This is a genomic window from Modestobacter sp. VKM Ac-2986 (assembly GCF_026967795.1).
Lineage (GTDB): Bacteria > Actinomycetota > Actinomycetes > Mycobacteriales > Geodermatophilaceae > Modestobacter.
Map to the genome: position 1 here is coordinate 556,630 of NZ_JAPVBH010000003.1, position 16,938 is coordinate 573,567.

Sequence of the window (16,938 nt, forward strand, 5' to 3'; positions counted from 1 at the left end):
TCACCGTCCGGCGCGCTCCAGCGCCGCGGCCAGCCGCGGGTAGACCCGCCGCACGTTGCCCTCGAAGACCGCCGCCCGCGCGTCGTCGTCCAGCGACGAGGCCTCGACGTAGCGGCGGGTGTCGTCGTAGTACTCGCCGGTGCGTGGGTCCCGGCCGCGCACCGCGCCGACCATCTCCGACCCGAACAGCACGTTCGGGGTGTCCACCACCTCCAGCAGCAGGTCGATGCCGGGCTGGTGGTAGACGCAGGTGTCGAAGAAGACGTTGCCCATCACGTTGGTCTCCACCGGCGGCTGCCCGAGCATGTCGGCCAGCCCGCGGTAGCGGCCCCAGTGGTAGGGCACCGCTCCCCCACCGTGCGGGACCACCAGCCGCAGGTCGGGCAGGTCGGTGAACAGCGAGCCCTGCAGCAGCTGCATGAACGCGGTCGTGTCGGCGTTGATGTAGTACGCCCCGGTCGCGTGGAACGCCGGGTTCGCCGACGCCGAGACGTGCACCATCGCCGGGACGTCGAGGTCGGTCATCGCCTCGTAGAAGGGGTACCAGCTGCGGTCGGTCAGCGGCGGGGAGGTCCAGAACCCGCCGCTGGGGTCGGGGTTGAGGTTGCAGCCGACGAAGCCCAGCTCCTGCACGCACCGGCGCAGCTCGGCGATCGAGTCCTCGATCGGCGCACCGGGCGACTGCGGCAGCTGGCCGACGCCGACGAACCGGTCCGGGTACAGGGCGGTGACCCGGGCGACGAGGTCGTTGCAGCGGCGGGTCCACTCCTGGCTGACCGCGGAGTCGCCGACGTGGTGGGCCATCGCCGAGGCGCGCGGGGAGAACAGCGTGACGTCGATGCCACGCTCATCCATCAGCCGCAGCTGGCTGCCCTCGATCGTCTCCCGGATCTCGTCGTCGCTGATCCGCGGGTAGGCCGGCGTGCTGTCGCCGGCCTCCCAGGCGGCGACCTGGGCCTGACGCCAGGCGGTGTGCGCGGCCGGTGCGGTCGTGTAGTGGCCGTGGCAGTCGATGATCACGGGGTCGCCTCCCGGGCGTCGGTGGTGTCGCGGAGCTCGGCGAGCAGGTCGTGGGCGGCGGCGGCGATCCGCGGCTCGACACCGAGGTCGCGCAGCTGGTCGGTGGCCGCGGCCATCTCGTCGGCCCGGCGGCGGGCGTGCCGGTGCGTGCCGTCGACCAGCCGGTCGATCGCGTGCGCGTCGAAGCCGGCGAGCTCGGCGCTGATGTCGCCGCGCAGCCAGTCGGCGCAGCCGGCCCGCTCGGCACCGGCCAGTGCCTCGACGACCGCCGCGGCCAGCCCCTTGTAGAAGACGCTGCGCAGCAGCTTGCGGGAGATGGCCTCACCCACCGGCCCCGGCTGGACGGTGACCTGCGCGCCCAGCGCGGACAGCTCCGCCGCGTACCGCTCCGCCGCCGGGCCGGACACCAGCATCGGCGTGCGCAGCCCCTTCCCCGGCACCGGCGCCATCAACGCGACGTCGACGACCTGGACCGACTCCCCCGCCGCCTGCGCCAGGGCCACCTTGAGCGCGGGCGCGGCGGTGTTGAGGTCGGCCCAGACCGTGCCCGGCCGCAGCGCGGGCAGCGCGGCGGTCAGCGCGGGCAGCGCGTCGTGCGAGCTGTTGACGCTGAGCACCAGGTCGGCGTCGGTGACCGCGGCCGCCTCGCCGTCCCGGGGCGCCACGCCGGCCACGGTGGTCCCCTTCGGGTCGTACCCGCGCACGTCGGCGCCGGCGGCGACCAGGTCCCGGGCGATCTCGGACCCGGCCTCGCCCAGGCCGAGCACCGCGATCCGGGTGCTCACGCCTGCTGCTCCCCCACCGGTGGCGTGCCGTGGGTGTGGAAGGTGGAGATGGTCTGCAGTCCCCACGCCTGGCCCCTGGCGCGCTCGGCCGCCGACCAGTCGACCGGCTGCCAGTCCGGCGCGAACACCAGCCGGGCGCCGGGGTTGTCCAGCTCGATCCGGTTGCCGGCCGGGTCCCAGACGTAGAGGAAGAAGCTCTGCTGGATGGTGTGCTTGTGCGGCCCGGTCTCGATGTGGATGCCGTGCTCGATCGCCAGGTCGGCGGCCCGGATGACGTCGTCCCGGCTGTCGACGGCGAAGGCCAGGTGGTGCAGCCGGCCGGCGGTGCCGGTGTTGTCCCGGGTCCACACGGCGTCGTAGCCCTTGTTGGTGAACGTCGTCCAGCTGCCGGCGACCCCGTCGTCGAGCACGATCTGCTCGGTGACCATCCCGCCGAGGACGTCGACGGCGAAGTCCCGGTTGGCGACCGGGTCGACCCCGAGGTAGTTGATGTGGTCGATCCGGCGGACGCTGACGCCGCGACCCGGGTAGGCCTGCGCCTGGTTCTTCAGCGCCGGCACCAGGTCGCCCTCCGGCCGGTACCACTCGGTCTCGTAGTAGACGCCCATCTCGTGGCCGTCGGGGTCGGTGAACACGTAGACGGGGCCGTAGCCGGGGTCGCCGTCGGACCAGCCGCGGCCCAGCCCGGTCGCCTCGATCGCGGCGACCCGGCGCTGCAGCGCCTCGGGGCTGCTCGCCCGGAAGTTGGTCCGCCCCACCCCCGGCTGGGCGGCGGCGGTCAGCTTGATCGTGGTGTTCTCGTAGTCGTCCCAGGCGCGCAGGAAGACCGAGTCCCCGCTCCTGCCGTGCTCGGTCATCCCGAGGTACCGGACGTAGAAGTCCAGGCACTCCTCCGGCTTGTCGGTGAGCAGCTCGACGTGGGCGAGGTGGGCGATGTCGTGCAGCGGGGGCACAGCACTCTCCTTCGAGCACGTGGTCGTGCGGGGGTGGGTCCTGCGTCAGCGGGGGTAAGCGGTGCCGTCGAAGAGCTTGCGGGCGGTGCGCACGACGCCGGAGCGGACCACCCGGGGCGGGGTGGCGGCGGTGTCGACGACGACGTCGACGAGCAGGTGGCCGGTGGGGTGCTCGACGTCGACCTGCGAGGTGCCGGCCGGCCAGTCGGCGGTGAGCTCGTGCCCGACCGCGCCGGGCAGCAGCATCCCGGTGACGACGCTGACCGCGCCGAGGACGCCGATCGAGCTGTGCGGCTGCACCGGGATGAACGACCGCGTGCTCACCTGGCCACCGTCGCGGGCCGCGGCGAGCAGCACCGTCTTGGGCACCGAGGACGACGACACGTCGCCCATCCCCATCAGCGCGGCGGCCTCGCGGCGGAAGGCGTCGACGCGGGCCAGCAGCGCGGCGTCGGCGGCGAGCTCCTCGTGCGGCTCGTACCCGGTGAGGCCGAACGCCTCGGCGTGGGCCAGGACGACGGGCATCCCGTTGTCGACGCAGGTGACCTCGACGCCGGCGACGGTGTCCCGCACCGACCCGGTCGGCAGCAGCGCCCCGGTGGCCGAGCCCTCGGTGTCGGTGAAGGCCAGCACCACCGGCGCCGCCGTCCCGGGGACGCCGGCGATCGCCACGTCGCCGCGGTACTCGACCCGGCCGCCGGGGGTCGGGAAGGTGGCCACGGCGACGCTGTCGGAGTTGACCATCCGGATGCGCACTCTGGTCTCGCCGTCCCCGGCCGGCACCAGCCCGCGCTCGACGGCGAAGGGCCCGACCCCGGCCAGGACGTTGCCGCAGTTCTGCCGGTCGCTGACCGTGGCCTCGTCCACGCCCAGCTGCAGGAACAGGTAGTCGACGTCGACGTCGGGGCGCTCGGACGGCGAGACCACCGCGACCTTGCTGGTGAGCGTCGTGGCACCGCCCAGGCCGTCGATCTGCCGCGGGTCCGGCGTGCCCATCAGGCGCAGCAGGAGGTCGTCGCGCTCCGCGGGGTCGGTGGGCAGGTCGCGCGCCTCGACGAAGAGCCCGCGCGAGGTGCCGCCACGCAGCATCGTGCAGCGGACGCCGGTCTCGTCGTAGGTCACCGCTCGGCCACCCACTCCGCGTGCGGCACGTACTCGACGCCGAGGTCGGTCAGCTTCTCGCGCAGGCCGTAGCGGTCCAGGCCCAGCTCGCCCTGCTGGAAGGCGGCGCGGGTGGCGGCCTCCTTGTCCAGCCGGGCCTGCCCGGCGGACAGCGCCCGTGGGACGTCGGCGCGCGGCACCACCAGGACGCCGTCGTCGTCGGCCAGGACCACGTCGCCGGGGCAGACCTGCTGGCCGCCGAGGACGACGGGGACGTTGACCGCGCCGGCCGTGGCCTTGACCGAGCCCTGCGCGCTGACCGCGGTCGACCAGGCCGGGAAGCCCATCTCGCGGAGCTCGGCGACGTCGCGGACACCGCTGCCCAGCACCACGCCGCGGACCCCGCGCTGGGCCAGCGCGGTGGCGAACAGCTCCCCGAACAGCCCGTCGGTGGACGGGGAGCTCGTGGCGACCACCAGCACGTCGCCGGGCCGGCACTGCTCGACCGCGACGTGGATCATCAGGTTGTCACCGGGCCAGCACAGCGCCGTCACGGCGGTGCCGCCGATCCGGGCGCCGGGCCAGGCCGGCCGGAACGCCGGGCCGAGGTAGCCGACGCGGCCCAGCGCCTCGTGCACGGTGGCGACGCCGAAGCCGCCCAGGGTCTGCGCGTCCGCCGGGTCGGCGCGGGGCGGATCGGTGACGACGACGTTCCTCATGCGGGGCCTCCGGGGGCGGTGGGCGGCTGCGACAGCGCCGCGATGACACTGCGGAAGTGGGCGACCGCGGCGGCGTCGGCCCGGTCGGGGTCGCGGTCGGTGATCGCGGCCACCAGCGCGGTGAGCTCGGCGAGGCTGACCTGCGGGCGGCCGGGCCGGAGCGAGAGCCGGAACTGGTGGCGGACCAGCTGGGCCTGCAGCTTCCCGACCAGGTCCGCGGCCACCGCGTGCCGGGCGACCTCGGCGATCAGCCCGTGCAGCTGCTGGATGAGCTCGCCGTACTTGAGCACGTCACCGGCGGCGACGGCGCCGGTCATGGTCTCCAGGTGCGCGGCCAGCCGGTCGGCCTCGGCGTCGGTGACCCGCTCGGCGGCCTTGCGGGCGAGCAGCGCCTCCAGCGGCAGGCGGCACTCGGTGATCTCCACGGCCTCGGCCGTGGACACCACCCGCACCCGCGCTCCCTTGTTGGCGACCCGCTCGACCAGGCGCTCGGCGACGAGCGCGTCGAGGGCCAGCCGGACGCTGCCGCGGCTGACCCCGAACTGCTGGACCAGGTCGGCCTCCACGAGCCGGAGGCCGGGCGGCAGGTCCCCGCGGGAGATCGCCTCCCGCAGGCCCTGGACCGCGTGCTCGTGCGCTGCGCCCACCGTCGCCTCCTCGGTCCGGAGGACGACGCTAGTGCGCGCCCGGGCGGATCGTCAACAATCGCGTCCGACGATCTCCGGCCCTCTCCGCGCGGTCAGTCGACGGTCAGCCGGACGGGGAGGCTCTCCCAGGCGCGCAGGGTGTTGTTGTGGTGCCGCCGGGTCGGCCCGGCGAGCTCGATCGTCCGCACCCGACGGGCCAGCGCGGTCAGCACCGCCTCGGCCTCCAGCCGGGCGACGTGCTGGCCGACGCACTGGTGCAGGCCCATGCCGAAGCCCACGTGGCCGGAGGGGTCGCGGCCCAGGTCGTAGCGGTCCGGGTCCGCCCAGCGCCGCGGGTCGCGGTTGGCCGCCGCGAGGAACATCAGCACCTTGCGGCCCTCCGGGACGACGGCGTCGCCGATCCGCACGTCGGTGGTCGTGGTGCGGAAGAAGGTCTGCACCGGTGACTCCCAGCGGATCGCCTCGTCGAAGGCCACCCGGGCCAACGAGGGGTCGGCGACCAGGCGGGCCCACTGGTCGGGGTGCGTGGCGAAGGCGTAGAGGATCGCCGAGATCGCGTGCACCGTGGTGTCGACCCCGGCGGTCAGCAGCGACCGGACCACCAGCGGTGCCTGCTGTGGGGTGATCTCGCCGCGGTCGGCGGCCGCCCAGATCGCGGCACCGAACCCGTCGTCGGTGAGCGCCTCCCGGGCGCACTGCTCCCCCACCCAGCCCGACAGCTGGGCCACCCGGTGCTCGCCCTTCTGCACCAGGTCGTTGGGCGGGCCGAAGGCGTTGAACGCGTGGTCGCCGTAGGGCAGCAGGTTCTCCCGCCCGTCGTGGCCGATGCCGACGGCGTCGGGGAAGACCCGCAGCGGGAAGGCCTCGGACAGGGCCGGCACGGCGTCGAACTCGGTGCCCGCGGCGAGCACCTGGTCGACGAGCTGCTCGGCGTCGGCGGTCCACCGCTCCCGCAGCGTGCGCAGCGCCCGCTGACCGAGCACGCTCGTCAAGACCCGGCGGGGCGCGTCGTGCCGGGGCGGGTCGGCCTCCAGCAGCAGGCTCGGCGGTCGCCAGGGCTCCTCGGTGCGGAAGTTCGACAACCCCACCCCGGCGGCGGACTGGAACCGCTGCCAGTCCACGAGCGCGGCATGGACCTGCTCGTACCGGCCGACCGCGTGCACGTCGTAGCGGCTGAGGTACACCACCGGCCCGGCCTCGCGCAGGGCGTGGTGGAAGGGCAGCGGGTCCTCGAGGTGCTCGTGCCCGAAGGGGTCGGTGTCGTCGACCGGCACGTCGGTGGCGAGGTCGGGGGTCAGCGTCATGGTCGGCTCCGGGTCAGAGGTCGAGGACGAGGCGGTCGCTGCAGGAGCGGGAGACGCAGGGGTACATGCAGTCGCCGGCGGCCCGCTCGTCGTCGTCCAGCAGCGAGTCGCGGTGGTCGGGCCGGCCGGCGAGGACGGTCGTCTCGCAGGTGCCGCAGGTGCCCTGCCGGCAGGAGGACAGCACCTCCACCCCGGCTGCGGACAGCGCCTCGAGCACCGACGTGTCCGGGGTGACGGTCACGGTGCGGCCGGAGCGGTGCAGCTCCACGTCGAACGCCGTCGTGCGCACCGGGGCAGCCTGCTCGGCCGCGACGAACCGCTCGGTGCGCAGCGCGCGGGCCGGCCACCCGGCGCACGCCCGCTCCATCGCCGTGAGCAGCGGACCGGGTCCGCAGGCGTAGACCGGGGTGCCCGGCCGCGGGTCACCGAGGAAGCCGGCCAGGTCCAGCAGCCCGTGCTCGTCCTGCGGTCGCACCTGCACCCGGTCGCCGTGGACCGACAGCTCGTCGAGGAAGGCCATCGAGCCACGGGTCCGGCCGCCGTAGAGCAGCCGCCAGTCCGCACCCAGCAGGTCGGCCTGCGCGAGCATCGGCAGGATCGGCGTGATGCCGATGCCACCGGCCACGAACAGGTAGGACTCCGCCGGCACCAGCGGGAAGTCGTTGCGCGGGCCACCGAGCCCGAGGACGTGCCCGGGCGCCAGCTGCTCGTGCACGTACCTCGACCCGCCCCGGCTGGCCGGCTCCAGCAGCACGCCCACCCGGTAGGTGTGCGCGTCCCAGCGGTCCCCGCACAGCGAGTACTGGCGGGTCAGCCCGCTCTCCAGGGTCAGGTCGACGTGCGCGCCCGGCGCCCAGTCCGGCAGCCGCCCGCCGTCGGGGGCCGCGAGCGTCAGCGTCACCACACCCTCGGCCACCTGGACCTTGTCCTGCACCTGCACCACCGAGCGGTCCGTACCGCTGCGCCCGCGGGCGCCCACCTGCTCTACACCGAGCACGCCGACCTCCTCGTCGTCGTAGCCAGCGTGTCGGGCGGGGTGCGGCGGGCACCAGCACCTTCTCAATGGGTGAGAGACCTGTGTCACACTGCCGCCATGGCGCGGACCCCGACGGGTGAGTCGGTGCTGGCCCGCGCGGTGCGGGTGCTGGACGCCTTCACCGCCGACGAGCCCAGCCTGACCGTCGGCGAGGTCGCCCGGCGCAGTGGCCTGCACGTCGCGACGGCGTCCCGGCTGGTCACCGAGCTCGCCGCCCACGGGCTGCTGGAGCGCACGGCCGACCGGAGGGTGCGGGTCGGCGTCCGGCTCTGGGAGCTGGGTGCGCGGGCCTCGCCGACGCTGGACCTGCGGGAGGCGGCGATGCCCTTCCTGGAGGACGTGCACGCGGTCGTCGGCCACCACGTGCAGCTCGGGGTGCTCGACGGTGCCGACGTGCTGTTCCTGGAACGGCTCACCGCCCGGGACGCCGTCGTCAACTTCTCCCGGATCGCCGGCCGGCTCCCGCTGCCCACCTCGTCCTCCGGCGTGGTGCTGCTCGCCCACGCCCCGCACGAGCTGCAGGAGCAGGTCCTCGCCGCACCGCTGCGCCCGGTCACGCCGGCCGGGTTCGGCTCCCCCGCCCGGCTGCGTGCCGCCCTGGCCGAGGTGCGCCGCAGTTCCGCCGCCGTGCTCGACGGCCACCAGCACCCCGCCGCGACCGGTGTCGCCGTCCCGGTGCGCGACAGCGAGGGCCGGGTGGTCGCCTCGCTGTCGGTGATCGTGCCCAACGACGGGCGGGGCACCGCCCTGGTCCCCCTGCTGCTGGCGACCGCGCTCGGCATCACCCGGGTGCTCGGGCGGCCGGCCGGGTCCCTCCCCACGCCGCCCCGGCGCGGCGACTGACGCGCCGCGCCCACCCGGGGCGGGCACGGCGGAGGGCGGCCCGTCCGCCGGACGGGCCGCCCTCGGGTCAGGCCGAGGTCACTCGAAGGCCTCGACCGTGCCGTAGCCCTTGCCGTTGAACTTCTGCACGACCACCGACGACACCGCGGGCTGACCGGGCTGGGTGGCGTCCACCGACGTGCCCGGCAGCATGAGCGGCGCCTCGAAGCCGGAGACCCCGCGCAGCGCCGTCATGAAGGCGTCCCGGGTCGGCTCGGTCATCTCGCCGAACGCCTGCTCCAGCGTCGCGCCGACCATCCAGCTCCACTGGCAGTGCGGGAACGCCGGCGGGTCCTGGTAGTTGCCGTACTGCTTCAGCGCCGCCAGGTACTCCACGACGTCCGGGTCCGCGGCGGCCGGGCCGGCCGGCGCCTTGGAGAACGCCACGGAGTACACGCCGGGGAACGCCGCGCCGCCGCCGGGCTCGAGGACCCCACCGGGGCTCGAGGTGTTCGAGGGCAGGAACCAGCTCGGCTTCCAGTTCAGCTGCTGCGCCTTCTGCAGCGACGAGACCGCGAGCGGGACCAGCGACATCGCGTTGAACATGACGTCGGCACCGGTGGCGGCCAGCTGGGTCAGCTGCGCGTCGACCGACGTGTCGGTCGCCTCGTAGGTGAGCTCCTCGACGATCTCGATGTTGCTTGCGCCCTCGACGGCGGACTTGAAGCCCTCGACGTAGCCCGCGCCGTAGTCGTCGTTCTGCGACAGGATCGCGACCTTGTGGTCCTTGCCCGAGCTCGCCAGGAGCTCGCCGAAGGCCTGGCCCTCGTTCTGGTAGACCGGCACGAAGCCGAGCTGCCAGGGGCTCTCCTCGGGATCGCTGAACAGCGGGTCGCCGGTCATGATCAGCGCCTGGGGCACCTCGTCGGCGATCGCCGCGTCGCGCCAGGCGCGGTTCGTCGGCGTGCCCAGCCCCGCGGTCATGGCGAAGACGTCGTCCTTGAGCTGGTCGTAGTTGGCCTTGGCCTGCTGCGGGTCGTAGGCGTCGTCCAGCGCCTCGATCTCGACCGTGCGCTTCTTCCCGTCACCGAACTGGACGCCGCCCTCGGCGTTCTTGGCACCGAACCAGGCGGTGACGCCGGCGACCGTGCAGGTGCCCGGTCCGGCCGTGGCGCCACTGAGCGGTGTGGTGATGCCGAGCCGGACCGTCGTGTCGGTGATGCCGGGACTGGCCGCCCCCTCCGCACGACTGCCGCCCCCACCGCCCCCGCCGTCTCCCTCACGGCCACACCCCGAGACGGTCAGCGCGAGCGCCGACGCCAGGGCGATGCCGACGGCCCGCCGCGATCGAGAGTGCATGTTCATGCGTGTCCTCGCTTCTCTGTTCCTGTTTCCTCCGTCGCGGTGGCCGACCCTGCGGTCGACAACGGAGTGGTCGGTGACGCGCCGGGGCCGGGCTCGGCGCGCAGGCGCCGTCGGCCACGGCCCAGCCTGCGCACGAGCGACGCGAGGCCGCCGGGGAGGACGAAGAGCACGGCCAGCAGGACGACGCCCTGGAGCAGGGCCGTGAGGCTGGAGTCGACCTGGTTCGTCAGCTCGGGGACGAGCACGTACCAGGCGCCCCCGAGGAGGGAGCCGACGATGCTGCCCGCGCCGCCGATCACCATCGCGGCGAGCAGCTCGATGGAGTGCCCGAAGCTCATCGTCTCCGGCGACGTGTACTGGATGACGAACATGTAGAGGAACCCGCTCACCCCGCCGATCAGCGAGGCGATCGTGAACGCCAGCACCTTGTACCGGTACGGCGAGATGCCCATGGACGCCGCCACGGCCTCGTTGCCCTTGACGATCGCGAACGCCCGGCCGAACTTGCCGCGGACGAGGCTGCGGGTCAGCAGGAAGACGATGCCGCCGATGACCAGCACGACGTAGAGCTGCCACTGGTCGTCGTAGAGGCCGGTCGCCTCGGGCGCATCGGCGAAGCGCGCGGACAGGCCCTGCGAGCCTCCGGTGTAGTCGCTCAGCCGCTTGGCCAGCGGCACGCCGACGATGGGCAGCGCGATGGTGACCATCGCGATGGCCAGCCCGCCGAGGCGTGCCGCCGCCAGTGCCACGAGCAGACCCGCGGCGGCGGCGCCCAGGCAGGCGAGCAGGAAGACCAGCACGATGTTCCAGTCCTGCTGGACCCCGTAGCCGGTGATGTAGGCACCGAGGCCGAGGAAGAAGATCTGCCCGAGGGAGACCTGCCCGGTGTAGCCCATCACCACGTTGAGCCCCAGCACGGCGACGGCGAAGACGCCGATCCGGGCCAGCGTCTCGTTGGTGGACTCCGGGAGCACGAGGGGCAGCACGGCGAGCAGGACCACGAGCAGCAGCGGGGCTGCCAGCCGCACCCACGGGCGCTGCCGGAGCGAGGGAGCGGGGACGTCCACGGCGCGGGCCATCAGACGCGCACCACGGTCTTGCGGCCGAACAGGCCCTGGGGCCGGACGAGCAGCACCACGAAGATCAGGATGAACGGCACAGCCACCTTCAGGTCGTAGCCGATGAACGGGACGTACACGGCGGCGAGGTTCTCCAGCACACCGATGAGCCACGCCGCGACGACGACGCCGACGGGGCTGGTGAGCCCGCCGAGGATGACGGCGGCCAGCGCGTAGACCAGGGCGTTGTCGAGCATCCCGGGGGTGAGCGTGAGCTGCGGGGCGACGAGGGCGCCGGCGACGGCGCCGAGGGCTGCGGCCAGGCCCCAGCCGACCATGAGGAGACGGCCGACGGGGAGCCCGGAGAACGCTGCGGACTCCGGGTTGTTCGCGACCGCACGCAGGGCCAGGCCGAGCTTGGTGCCGAGGAAGAGCCCCTGCAGCGCGGCCATGACCACGATGATCACGGCCGTCGTCCCGAGGGAGCGCTGGCTGACCGAGACGCCCAGGAAGGACACCGTGTCCAGGGAGAACAGCGACGGGAACTGCTGGTTGTTGTAGGTCCACAGCCACCCGGCGACACCGGTGATCAGCGTCAGCAGGCCGATCGTGACGACCACGGCGGTGTCGGGGTCACCGCGCTCGAAGCGCCGCATGAGGTACCGCTCGACGAGGGCACCGAAGGCGATCGAGAAGACGATCGACACCAGGAGGGCGACGATCAACGGCACGCCCCGGGTCGTCAGCCACCAGGCGATGTAGACCGACAGCACGGCCATCCCGCCCTGCGCGAAGTTGATCAGGCCGGTCGCCGAGTGGACGAGCACGATCGCCAGGGCGATCGCGGCGTAGACGGAGCCGGCCGACAGACCGTCCACGACCAGTTGGACGAAGGTGCCCATGTCACCCTCCCAGGTAGGCGCGACGGATCTCGTCCATGCCCTTGAGCTCGGCGGACGTGCCGGTGAGCACGCTCCGCCCGGTCTCCAGGACGGTGGCGCTGTCGACGAGGGTGAAGGCGAGGTTGGCGTTCTGCTCGACCACGACCATGGCGATGCCCAGGGTCAGGCGCAGGTGTCGGATCGCGTCGTAGACGTTCTTCGCGGTGCTCGGCGCGAGGCCGAGCGAGGCCTCGTCGAGCAGCAGCAGGCGCGGCTTGGACATGATCGCCCGGGCCACCGCGAGCATCTGCTGCTCGCCACCGGACAGCGCCGAGGCGTTCGACGTGATGCGGTCGGCCAGGTTCGGGAACAGCTCGAGGCAGAAGTCGATGTCCTCGGCGATGCCCTTGCGGTCCCGGCGGAGGTAGGCGCCGACCCGCAGGTTGTCCCGGACGGTGAGGTCGCCCAGCGTGCCGCGCCCCTCCGGGACGTGTGCGATGCCGAGGGCGGCGACCTGGTCCGGCCGCAGTCCGCGGATGTCCCTGCCGTCGAAGACGATGCGGCCACCGGTGCGCACGGTGCCGCTGATCGCGCGCAGCGTGGTGGTCTTGCCGGCGCCGTTCGCGCCGAGGATGCCGACCGCGCCGTTGTCGGGCACGCTCAGCGACACGCCGTCCAGCACCTGCACGGGGCCGTAGGAGGCGGTGAGGTCCTCGAGCTCAAGCAGCGTCATCCGCGGCGTCCTTCCCGATGTAGGCCTCGATGACCCGGGGGTCGGACTGGGCCTCGGCGGCCGATCCCTCCATGAGCGTGCGGCCGTGGTCGAGCACGACGACGCGGTCGGTGAGGGCGGCGATGAGGCCCATGTGGTGCTCGACGATGACCACGGTGACGTCGTCCTCCGCGCGCAGCCGCCGGACCGTGGCGATCAGCGTCTCCACCTCGGCGTGCGGGAGGCCGGCGGCCGGCTCGTCGAGGAGCAGCAGCTTGGGCTTCATGAGCAGGGCCCGGCACAGCTCGACGCCCTTGTGGAGGCCGTGCGACAGCTCGTCGGCCGGCAGGTGCGCCGCCCACGCCAGGCCGTTGCGCTCCAGCAGGTCCAGCGCCTCGGTGCGCATCGCCTTCTCCGCGCGGCGGGTGCCCGGCGTCCGCAGCGACCACCCCAGGGGGCCGCCCGGGAGCCGGGAGTGCCCACCGAGCAGCACGTTCTCCAGGACCGTCTCGTGCAGCTGCAGAGCGGGGTGCTGGAAGGTCCGGGCCAGGCCGTGACCGGCGAGCGTGGCCGGGCGCGCGCCCTGCACCTCGGCGTCGTCGATGCGCACCGTGCCCGCGGTCGGCTTGTAGTGCCCGCTGATGCAGTTGAACAGGGAGGTCTTGCCCGCACCGTTGGGCCCGACCAGCCCGAAGATCTGGCCCGGCTCGACGACGAACCCCACGTCCTGCAGGACCTTGATGCCCCCGAACTGCAGGCTCACGTCCCGGAGGGTCAGCTCAGCCGCCACGGACTGCTCCACCCGTCCGGGCCGCGCTGGTCCCGTGGGCGGTGTCCCGCCGGTCCGCACGGACCGAGGACGCCGCCCATGACCGCGCGAGACGGACGTCTGCGCCCCGCAGCCGCGATCTCGCGGCACCACCGACACGTGACACGTCGGCCCCCTCTCTGCATAGGTGGTCCTGGTCCTCAGCCGTCGCGAGCACCCGGTGCACCGGTGACGGTCGCTGCTGGGACGGAGCCCGAGGCGTTGCCTCCCCCGTCGAGCTGCCCGCCCCGGTGCGCAGTCCGCCCCGCCGGGGAGCAGGCTACGAGAGGTTATCTGTGGCCGTGGTCACGTCAACGTCACGATCTGCTCCAGTGCCAGAGTCGGGACGATTGACTCACCTCACACTGCCACCAGGGCGGTGACGGCGCGTCACCCCAAAGGGGGAACCCGGGCCCGGATCGACCGCGCCGGCAGGAGGCGATGGCGACGGCGAGGACGGCTGCCGGCCTCCAGTCCGTCCGCAGGACGCCGCCGCCCGCTGCCGGACGCGACATCTGACGTACGCGGCGACCGCCGATGCGGCCGGACGTCACCCGCCATCCGAATGTGTCCGGCGCCACTCGCCGGCCCTAGCGTTCACGCGGGACCGCCTGACCGGCAGGCGCCCCGCTCACCGGCGCCGACGGCGGCCCGGTCGCACGGCACGACACAGCCGGCCAGCAGGCCGCCTCCCTGAGGCGGTGTCCAGGACAGACCACACGAGGACGGGTGCACATGACCGCGAACAACCTGCAGGAGCTCCTCGACCAGACCGGCGACACCGTCGGGATGCTGCGCAACTCCCAGATCGGCACCTACATCTACCCGGTGGTCCCCTCGGAGTTCAGCAACTGGCGGCGGGAGCAGAAGGCCTGGCGCGAGACGGCCGTGCTCTTCGACCAGTCCCACCACATGTACAACACCTGGATCACCGGCCCGGACGCGCTGAAGCTGATCTCGGACACCGGGATCAACAGCGTCGCCAACTTCCCGGTCAACATGGCCAAGCAGTTCGTCCCGGTCTCGCCCGAGGGCGGGGTCATCGGTGACGGCATCCTCTTCCACCTCGACGAGGACTCCTACGTCTTCGTCGGCCGGGCCCCGGTCGCCAACTGGCTGGAGTTCCAGGCGTCGACGGGCTACGACGTCGAGGTCCGCAACGACCCGCGCTCGTCGTCCCGGCCCTACGGCAAGGCCGTGACCCGCGACGTGTGGCGGTTCCAGATCCAGGGCCCCAACGCCTGGCCGCTGATCGAGAAGCTGCACGGCGGGGACCTGGAGCAGCTGAAGTTCTTCCGCATGTCGGAGATGAACATCGGCGACGAGAAGGTCCGGACCCTGCGGCACGGCATGGCCGGCGCCCCGGGCCTGGAGATCTGGGGCCCGTACGAGTCCTACGAGAAGGTCCGCGACACCATCCTCGAGGCGGGTGCGGAGTTCGGGCTGGAGGCCTGCGGTTCGCGCGCCTACTCCTCCAACACCCTGGAGTCGGGCTGGATCCCCTCCCCGCTGCCGGCGATCTACACCGCCGAGGAGCTGCGCCCCTACCGCGAGTGGCTCCCGGCCACCGGCTACGAGGCGACCAACGCGCTGGCCGGCAGCTTCGTCTCGGACAAGATCGAGGACTACTACCTCAACCCCTGGGAGCTCGGCTACGGCTCCTTCGTGAAGTTCGACCACGACTTCATCGGCCGGGACGCCCTGGAGGCCATCGACCCGGCCGCCCAGCGGCGCAAGGTGACCCTCGCCTGGGACGACGAGGACCTGACGAAGGTGCTGGGCGGGATCGTGGCCCCCGCTCCGGGGTACCAGGTGTTCGACCTGCCCAACGCCAACTACGGCTCGTCGAACTTCGACTCGGTCGTCGACGCCGACGGCACGGTGGTGGGCGCGTCGCTGTTCACCGGCTACAGCGCCAACGAGCGCAAGGGCCTGTCCCTGGCCACGGTCGACCCGGACGTGCCGATCGGCGCCGAGGTCCGGGTCGTCTGGGGCGAGCCGGACGGCGGCAGCGGGAAGTCCAACGTCGAGCCGCACGAGCAGTTCTCCGTGCGCGCCGTCGTGAGCCCGGCCCCGTACGCGGAGACCGCGCGGACCGAGTACCAGGGCGGCTGGCGGTCGGCGTCCGCCTCCTGACCCGTAGCCGGGTCCGTGGCCGGGCGGCGACCCCTCGCCGCCCGGCCACGGCCGAGCCGCCCGGCCACGGCCGAGCCGCCCGGCCACGGCCGAGCCGCCCGGCCACGGCCGGCGCTCGGCCCCCGGCGGTCTCGAACGCGCCATCCGCACGACGGCCGGCTCCCCCGGCCGTGCTCCACCGGGCAGGCCCTCCTGTCCTCCCGACGACGAGAGGCCCAGCCCGAGATGCCCGCCGAGAGCCTGGCCGCCGCCCTCGTCCGCGCCGGGGGGCCCGTCGCGCTACTGCGCGACCTCGCGTCCCCGCCGAGCACGTTCCCGGTGCAACCGGAGTTCACCAACTGGCGCAGCGAGCAGCGGTCGTGGCTGGAGAGCTGCGCCCTGCTGGACCAGTCGCACCACATGACCGACCTGTTCCTCTCCGGTCCCGGGGCGCTCCCGCTGCTCAGCCACGTCGCGGTCAACTCCTTCGCCCACTTCGGCGTGGGCCGGGCCAAGCAGCTGGTGGCCGTCTCCCCCGACGGCCACCTGATCGGCGACGCCATCCTCTTCCACCTCGAGGAGGAGCTGTTCGACCTGGTCGGGCACCCGATGGTCATCGACTGGGTCACCTTCCACCTCGAGCGGGGCGACTTCGCCGCCACCGTCGAGCGCGACGACAACTCCGCGGTCCGCGCGTCCGGCCCGCCCCGGCTCTACCGCTACGAGCTGCAGGGGCCCACCGCCGCCGCGCTGATGGAGGAGGTGACCGGCGGACCGTTGCCGGAGGTCGCGTTCTTCCGGATGGCCGAGTTCACCATCGCCGGCCGCCGCGTCCGCGCCCTGCGGCACGGCATGGCCGGGCAGCCGGGCTACGAGCTCTTCGGCCCCTGGGAGGACGGCGAGGCCGTGCTCGGCGCGCTGCTCGGCGCCGACGCCCGGCACGGTCTCGTGCGGGTCGGTGCGAAGGCCTACTCGACGGCCAACCTGGAGTCCGGCTGGGCGCCCGCGCCGATGACCGCCCTGTTCGGGGACGACCCGCTGCTGCAGGAGTACCGCGAGTGGTTGCCGGCCAGCAAGGCGGGCTCCATCGGCGGCAGCCACCACCCCGCCGACATCAGCGACCACTACCTGACCCCCTACGACATCGGGTACGGCAAGCACGTCGCGTTCGACCACGACTTCATCGGCCGAGCCGCCCTGGAGCGGATGGCCCAGGCACCGCCGCGGACGAAGGTGACCCTGGTCTGGGACGCCGACGACGTCGCGGACGCGGTCGGCTCGTCCTTCCGGCCCGGCCCGGGCGCGAAGTACCTGGACCTGCCGAAGGCCCGCTACGCGACCCACCACGAGGACGTGGTCCTCGTCGGCGGCCGGCAGGTCGGCATCTCCCTCGACTGCGGCTACCTCGCCAACGAGCGCGCCCTGGTCTCCCTCGCCACCGTCGAGAACGAGTTCGCCGTGCCCGGCACCGAGGTGACGGTGGTCTGGGGCGAGGACCCGGTCTCCGCCAAGCCGGCGGTCGAGGAGCACCGGCAGGTGCACATCCGCGCCACCGTCGCACCGGTGCCGTTCGTCGACTTCGCCCGGGAGGGGTACCGGTCGAGGTGACGCC

The 16,938-nt window shown here is 73.4% G+C and carries 15 protein-coding genes and 1 pseudogene; 3 read left to right on the top strand and 13 right to left on the bottom strand.

The features are described from left to right. From O2W14_RS10585 to O2W14_RS10620, 8 genes and pseudogenes are all read right to left on the bottom strand, one after another. Positions 1 to 1,020 (bottom strand): amidohydrolase family protein, encoded by a 1,020-nt coding sequence (locus O2W14_RS10585; protein ID WP_269176052.1) that lies wholly within the window; start codon positions 1,018 to 1,020, stop codon positions 1 to 3. Next, entirely contained in the window at positions 1,017 to 1,805 is a 789-nt protein-coding gene (locus tag O2W14_RS10590; RefSeq protein WP_269176053.1) for an NAD(P)-dependent oxidoreductase, read from the bottom strand. Before O2W14_RS10590 ends, O2W14_RS10585 begins: the two co-directional genes overlap by 4 nt. Further along, entirely contained in the window at positions 1,802 to 2,758 is a 957-nt protein-coding gene (locus tag O2W14_RS10595; protein WP_269176054.1) for a VOC family protein, read from the bottom strand. Before O2W14_RS10595 ends, O2W14_RS10590 begins: the two co-directional genes overlap by 4 nt. Before the next feature lie 45 nt (positions 2,759 to 2,803). Then, positions 2,804 to 3,880 carry a 4-oxalomesaconate tautomerase gene (locus tag O2W14_RS10600; RefSeq protein WP_269176055.1) on the bottom strand — a complete coding sequence of 359 codons (1,077 nt, stop codon included), beginning with the start codon at positions 3,878 to 3,880 and terminating at the stop codon, positions 2,804 to 2,806. Beyond that, positions 3,877 to 4,578, bottom strand: coding sequence for a 4-carboxy-4-hydroxy-2-oxoadipate aldolase/oxaloacetate decarboxylase (locus tag O2W14_RS10605; RefSeq protein ID WP_269176056.1), 702 nt, complete (start codon positions 4,576 to 4,578; stop codon positions 3,877 to 3,879). Before O2W14_RS10605 ends, O2W14_RS10600 begins: the two co-directional genes overlap by 4 nt. Continuing rightward, positions 4,575 to 5,225 carry a GntR family transcriptional regulator gene (locus O2W14_RS10610; RefSeq protein ID WP_269176057.1) on the bottom strand — a complete coding sequence of 217 codons (651 nt, stop codon included), beginning with the start codon at positions 5,223 to 5,225 and terminating at the stop codon, positions 4,575 to 4,577. Before O2W14_RS10610 ends, O2W14_RS10605 begins: the two co-directional genes overlap by 4 nt. Positions 5,226 to 5,317: 92 nt before the next feature. Beyond that, a complete protein-coding gene (locus tag O2W14_RS10615) occupies positions 5,318 to 6,529 on the bottom strand; it encodes a cytochrome P450 (RefSeq protein WP_269176058.1) in 1,212 nt (403 codons plus the stop codon). A 13-nt stretch (positions 6,530 to 6,542) separates the two neighbouring features. After that, positions 6,543 to 7,466: pseudogene (locus O2W14_RS10620) on the bottom strand (PDR/VanB family oxidoreductase); the annotation flags it as partial. 156 nt (positions 7,467 to 7,622) lie between these two features. Here O2W14_RS10620 and O2W14_RS10625 point away from each other — a divergent pair. Further along, positions 7,623 to 8,408: an IclR family transcriptional regulator gene (locus O2W14_RS10625; RefSeq protein WP_269176060.1), complete on the top strand. Its 786-nt coding sequence runs from the start codon at positions 7,623 to 7,625 to the stop codon at positions 8,406 to 8,408. 78 nt (positions 8,409 to 8,486) lie between these two features. Here O2W14_RS10625 and O2W14_RS10630 read toward each other — a convergent pair whose 3' ends face one another. From O2W14_RS10630 to O2W14_RS10650, 5 genes are read right to left on the bottom strand one after another with little or no spacing between them, the layout of a single operon-like run. Then, positions 8,487 to 9,752: an ABC transporter substrate-binding protein gene (locus O2W14_RS10630; RefSeq protein ID WP_269176061.1), complete on the bottom strand. Its 1,266-nt coding sequence runs from the start codon at positions 9,750 to 9,752 to the stop codon at positions 8,487 to 8,489. After that, on the bottom strand, positions 9,749 to 10,831 hold the full coding sequence (locus O2W14_RS10635; protein WP_269176062.1) for a branched-chain amino acid ABC transporter permease: 1,083 nt from the start codon (positions 10,829 to 10,831) through the stop codon (positions 9,749 to 9,751). The genes O2W14_RS10630 and O2W14_RS10635 overlap by 4 nt, the downstream gene beginning before the upstream one ends. After that, on the bottom strand, positions 10,831 to 11,712 hold the full coding sequence (locus O2W14_RS10640; protein WP_269176063.1) for a branched-chain amino acid ABC transporter permease: 882 nt from the start codon (positions 11,710 to 11,712) through the stop codon (positions 10,831 to 10,833). The genes O2W14_RS10635 and O2W14_RS10640 overlap by 1 nt, the downstream gene beginning before the upstream one ends. 1 nt (position 11,713) lies before the next feature. Beyond that, a complete protein-coding gene (locus tag O2W14_RS10645; protein WP_269176064.1) occupies positions 11,714 to 12,424 on the bottom strand; it encodes an ABC transporter ATP-binding protein in 711 nt (236 codons plus the stop codon). After that, on the bottom strand, positions 12,411 to 13,166 hold the full coding sequence (locus O2W14_RS10650; RefSeq protein ID WP_269176065.1) for an ABC transporter ATP-binding protein: 756 nt from the start codon (positions 13,164 to 13,166) through the stop codon (positions 12,411 to 12,413). Before O2W14_RS10650 ends, O2W14_RS10645 begins: the two co-directional genes overlap by 14 nt. A 780-nt stretch (positions 13,167 to 13,946) precedes the next feature. Here O2W14_RS10650 and ligM point away from each other — a divergent pair. Together ligM and O2W14_RS10660 are read left to right on the top strand one after the other, a co-directional pair. After that, positions 13,947 to 15,347: a vanillate/3-O-methylgallate O-demethylase gene (gene ligM, locus O2W14_RS10655; protein WP_269176066.1), complete on the top strand. Its 1,401-nt coding sequence runs from the start codon at positions 13,947 to 13,949 to the stop codon at positions 15,345 to 15,347. Positions 15,348 to 15,572: 225 nt separating this feature from the next. After that, positions 15,573 to 16,934, top strand: a complete 1,362-nt coding sequence (locus O2W14_RS10660) for an aminomethyl transferase family protein (RefSeq protein ID WP_269176067.1) — start codon at positions 15,573 to 15,575, stop codon at positions 16,932 to 16,934. The last annotated feature ends 4 nt before the right edge of the window (positions 16,935 to 16,938 follow it).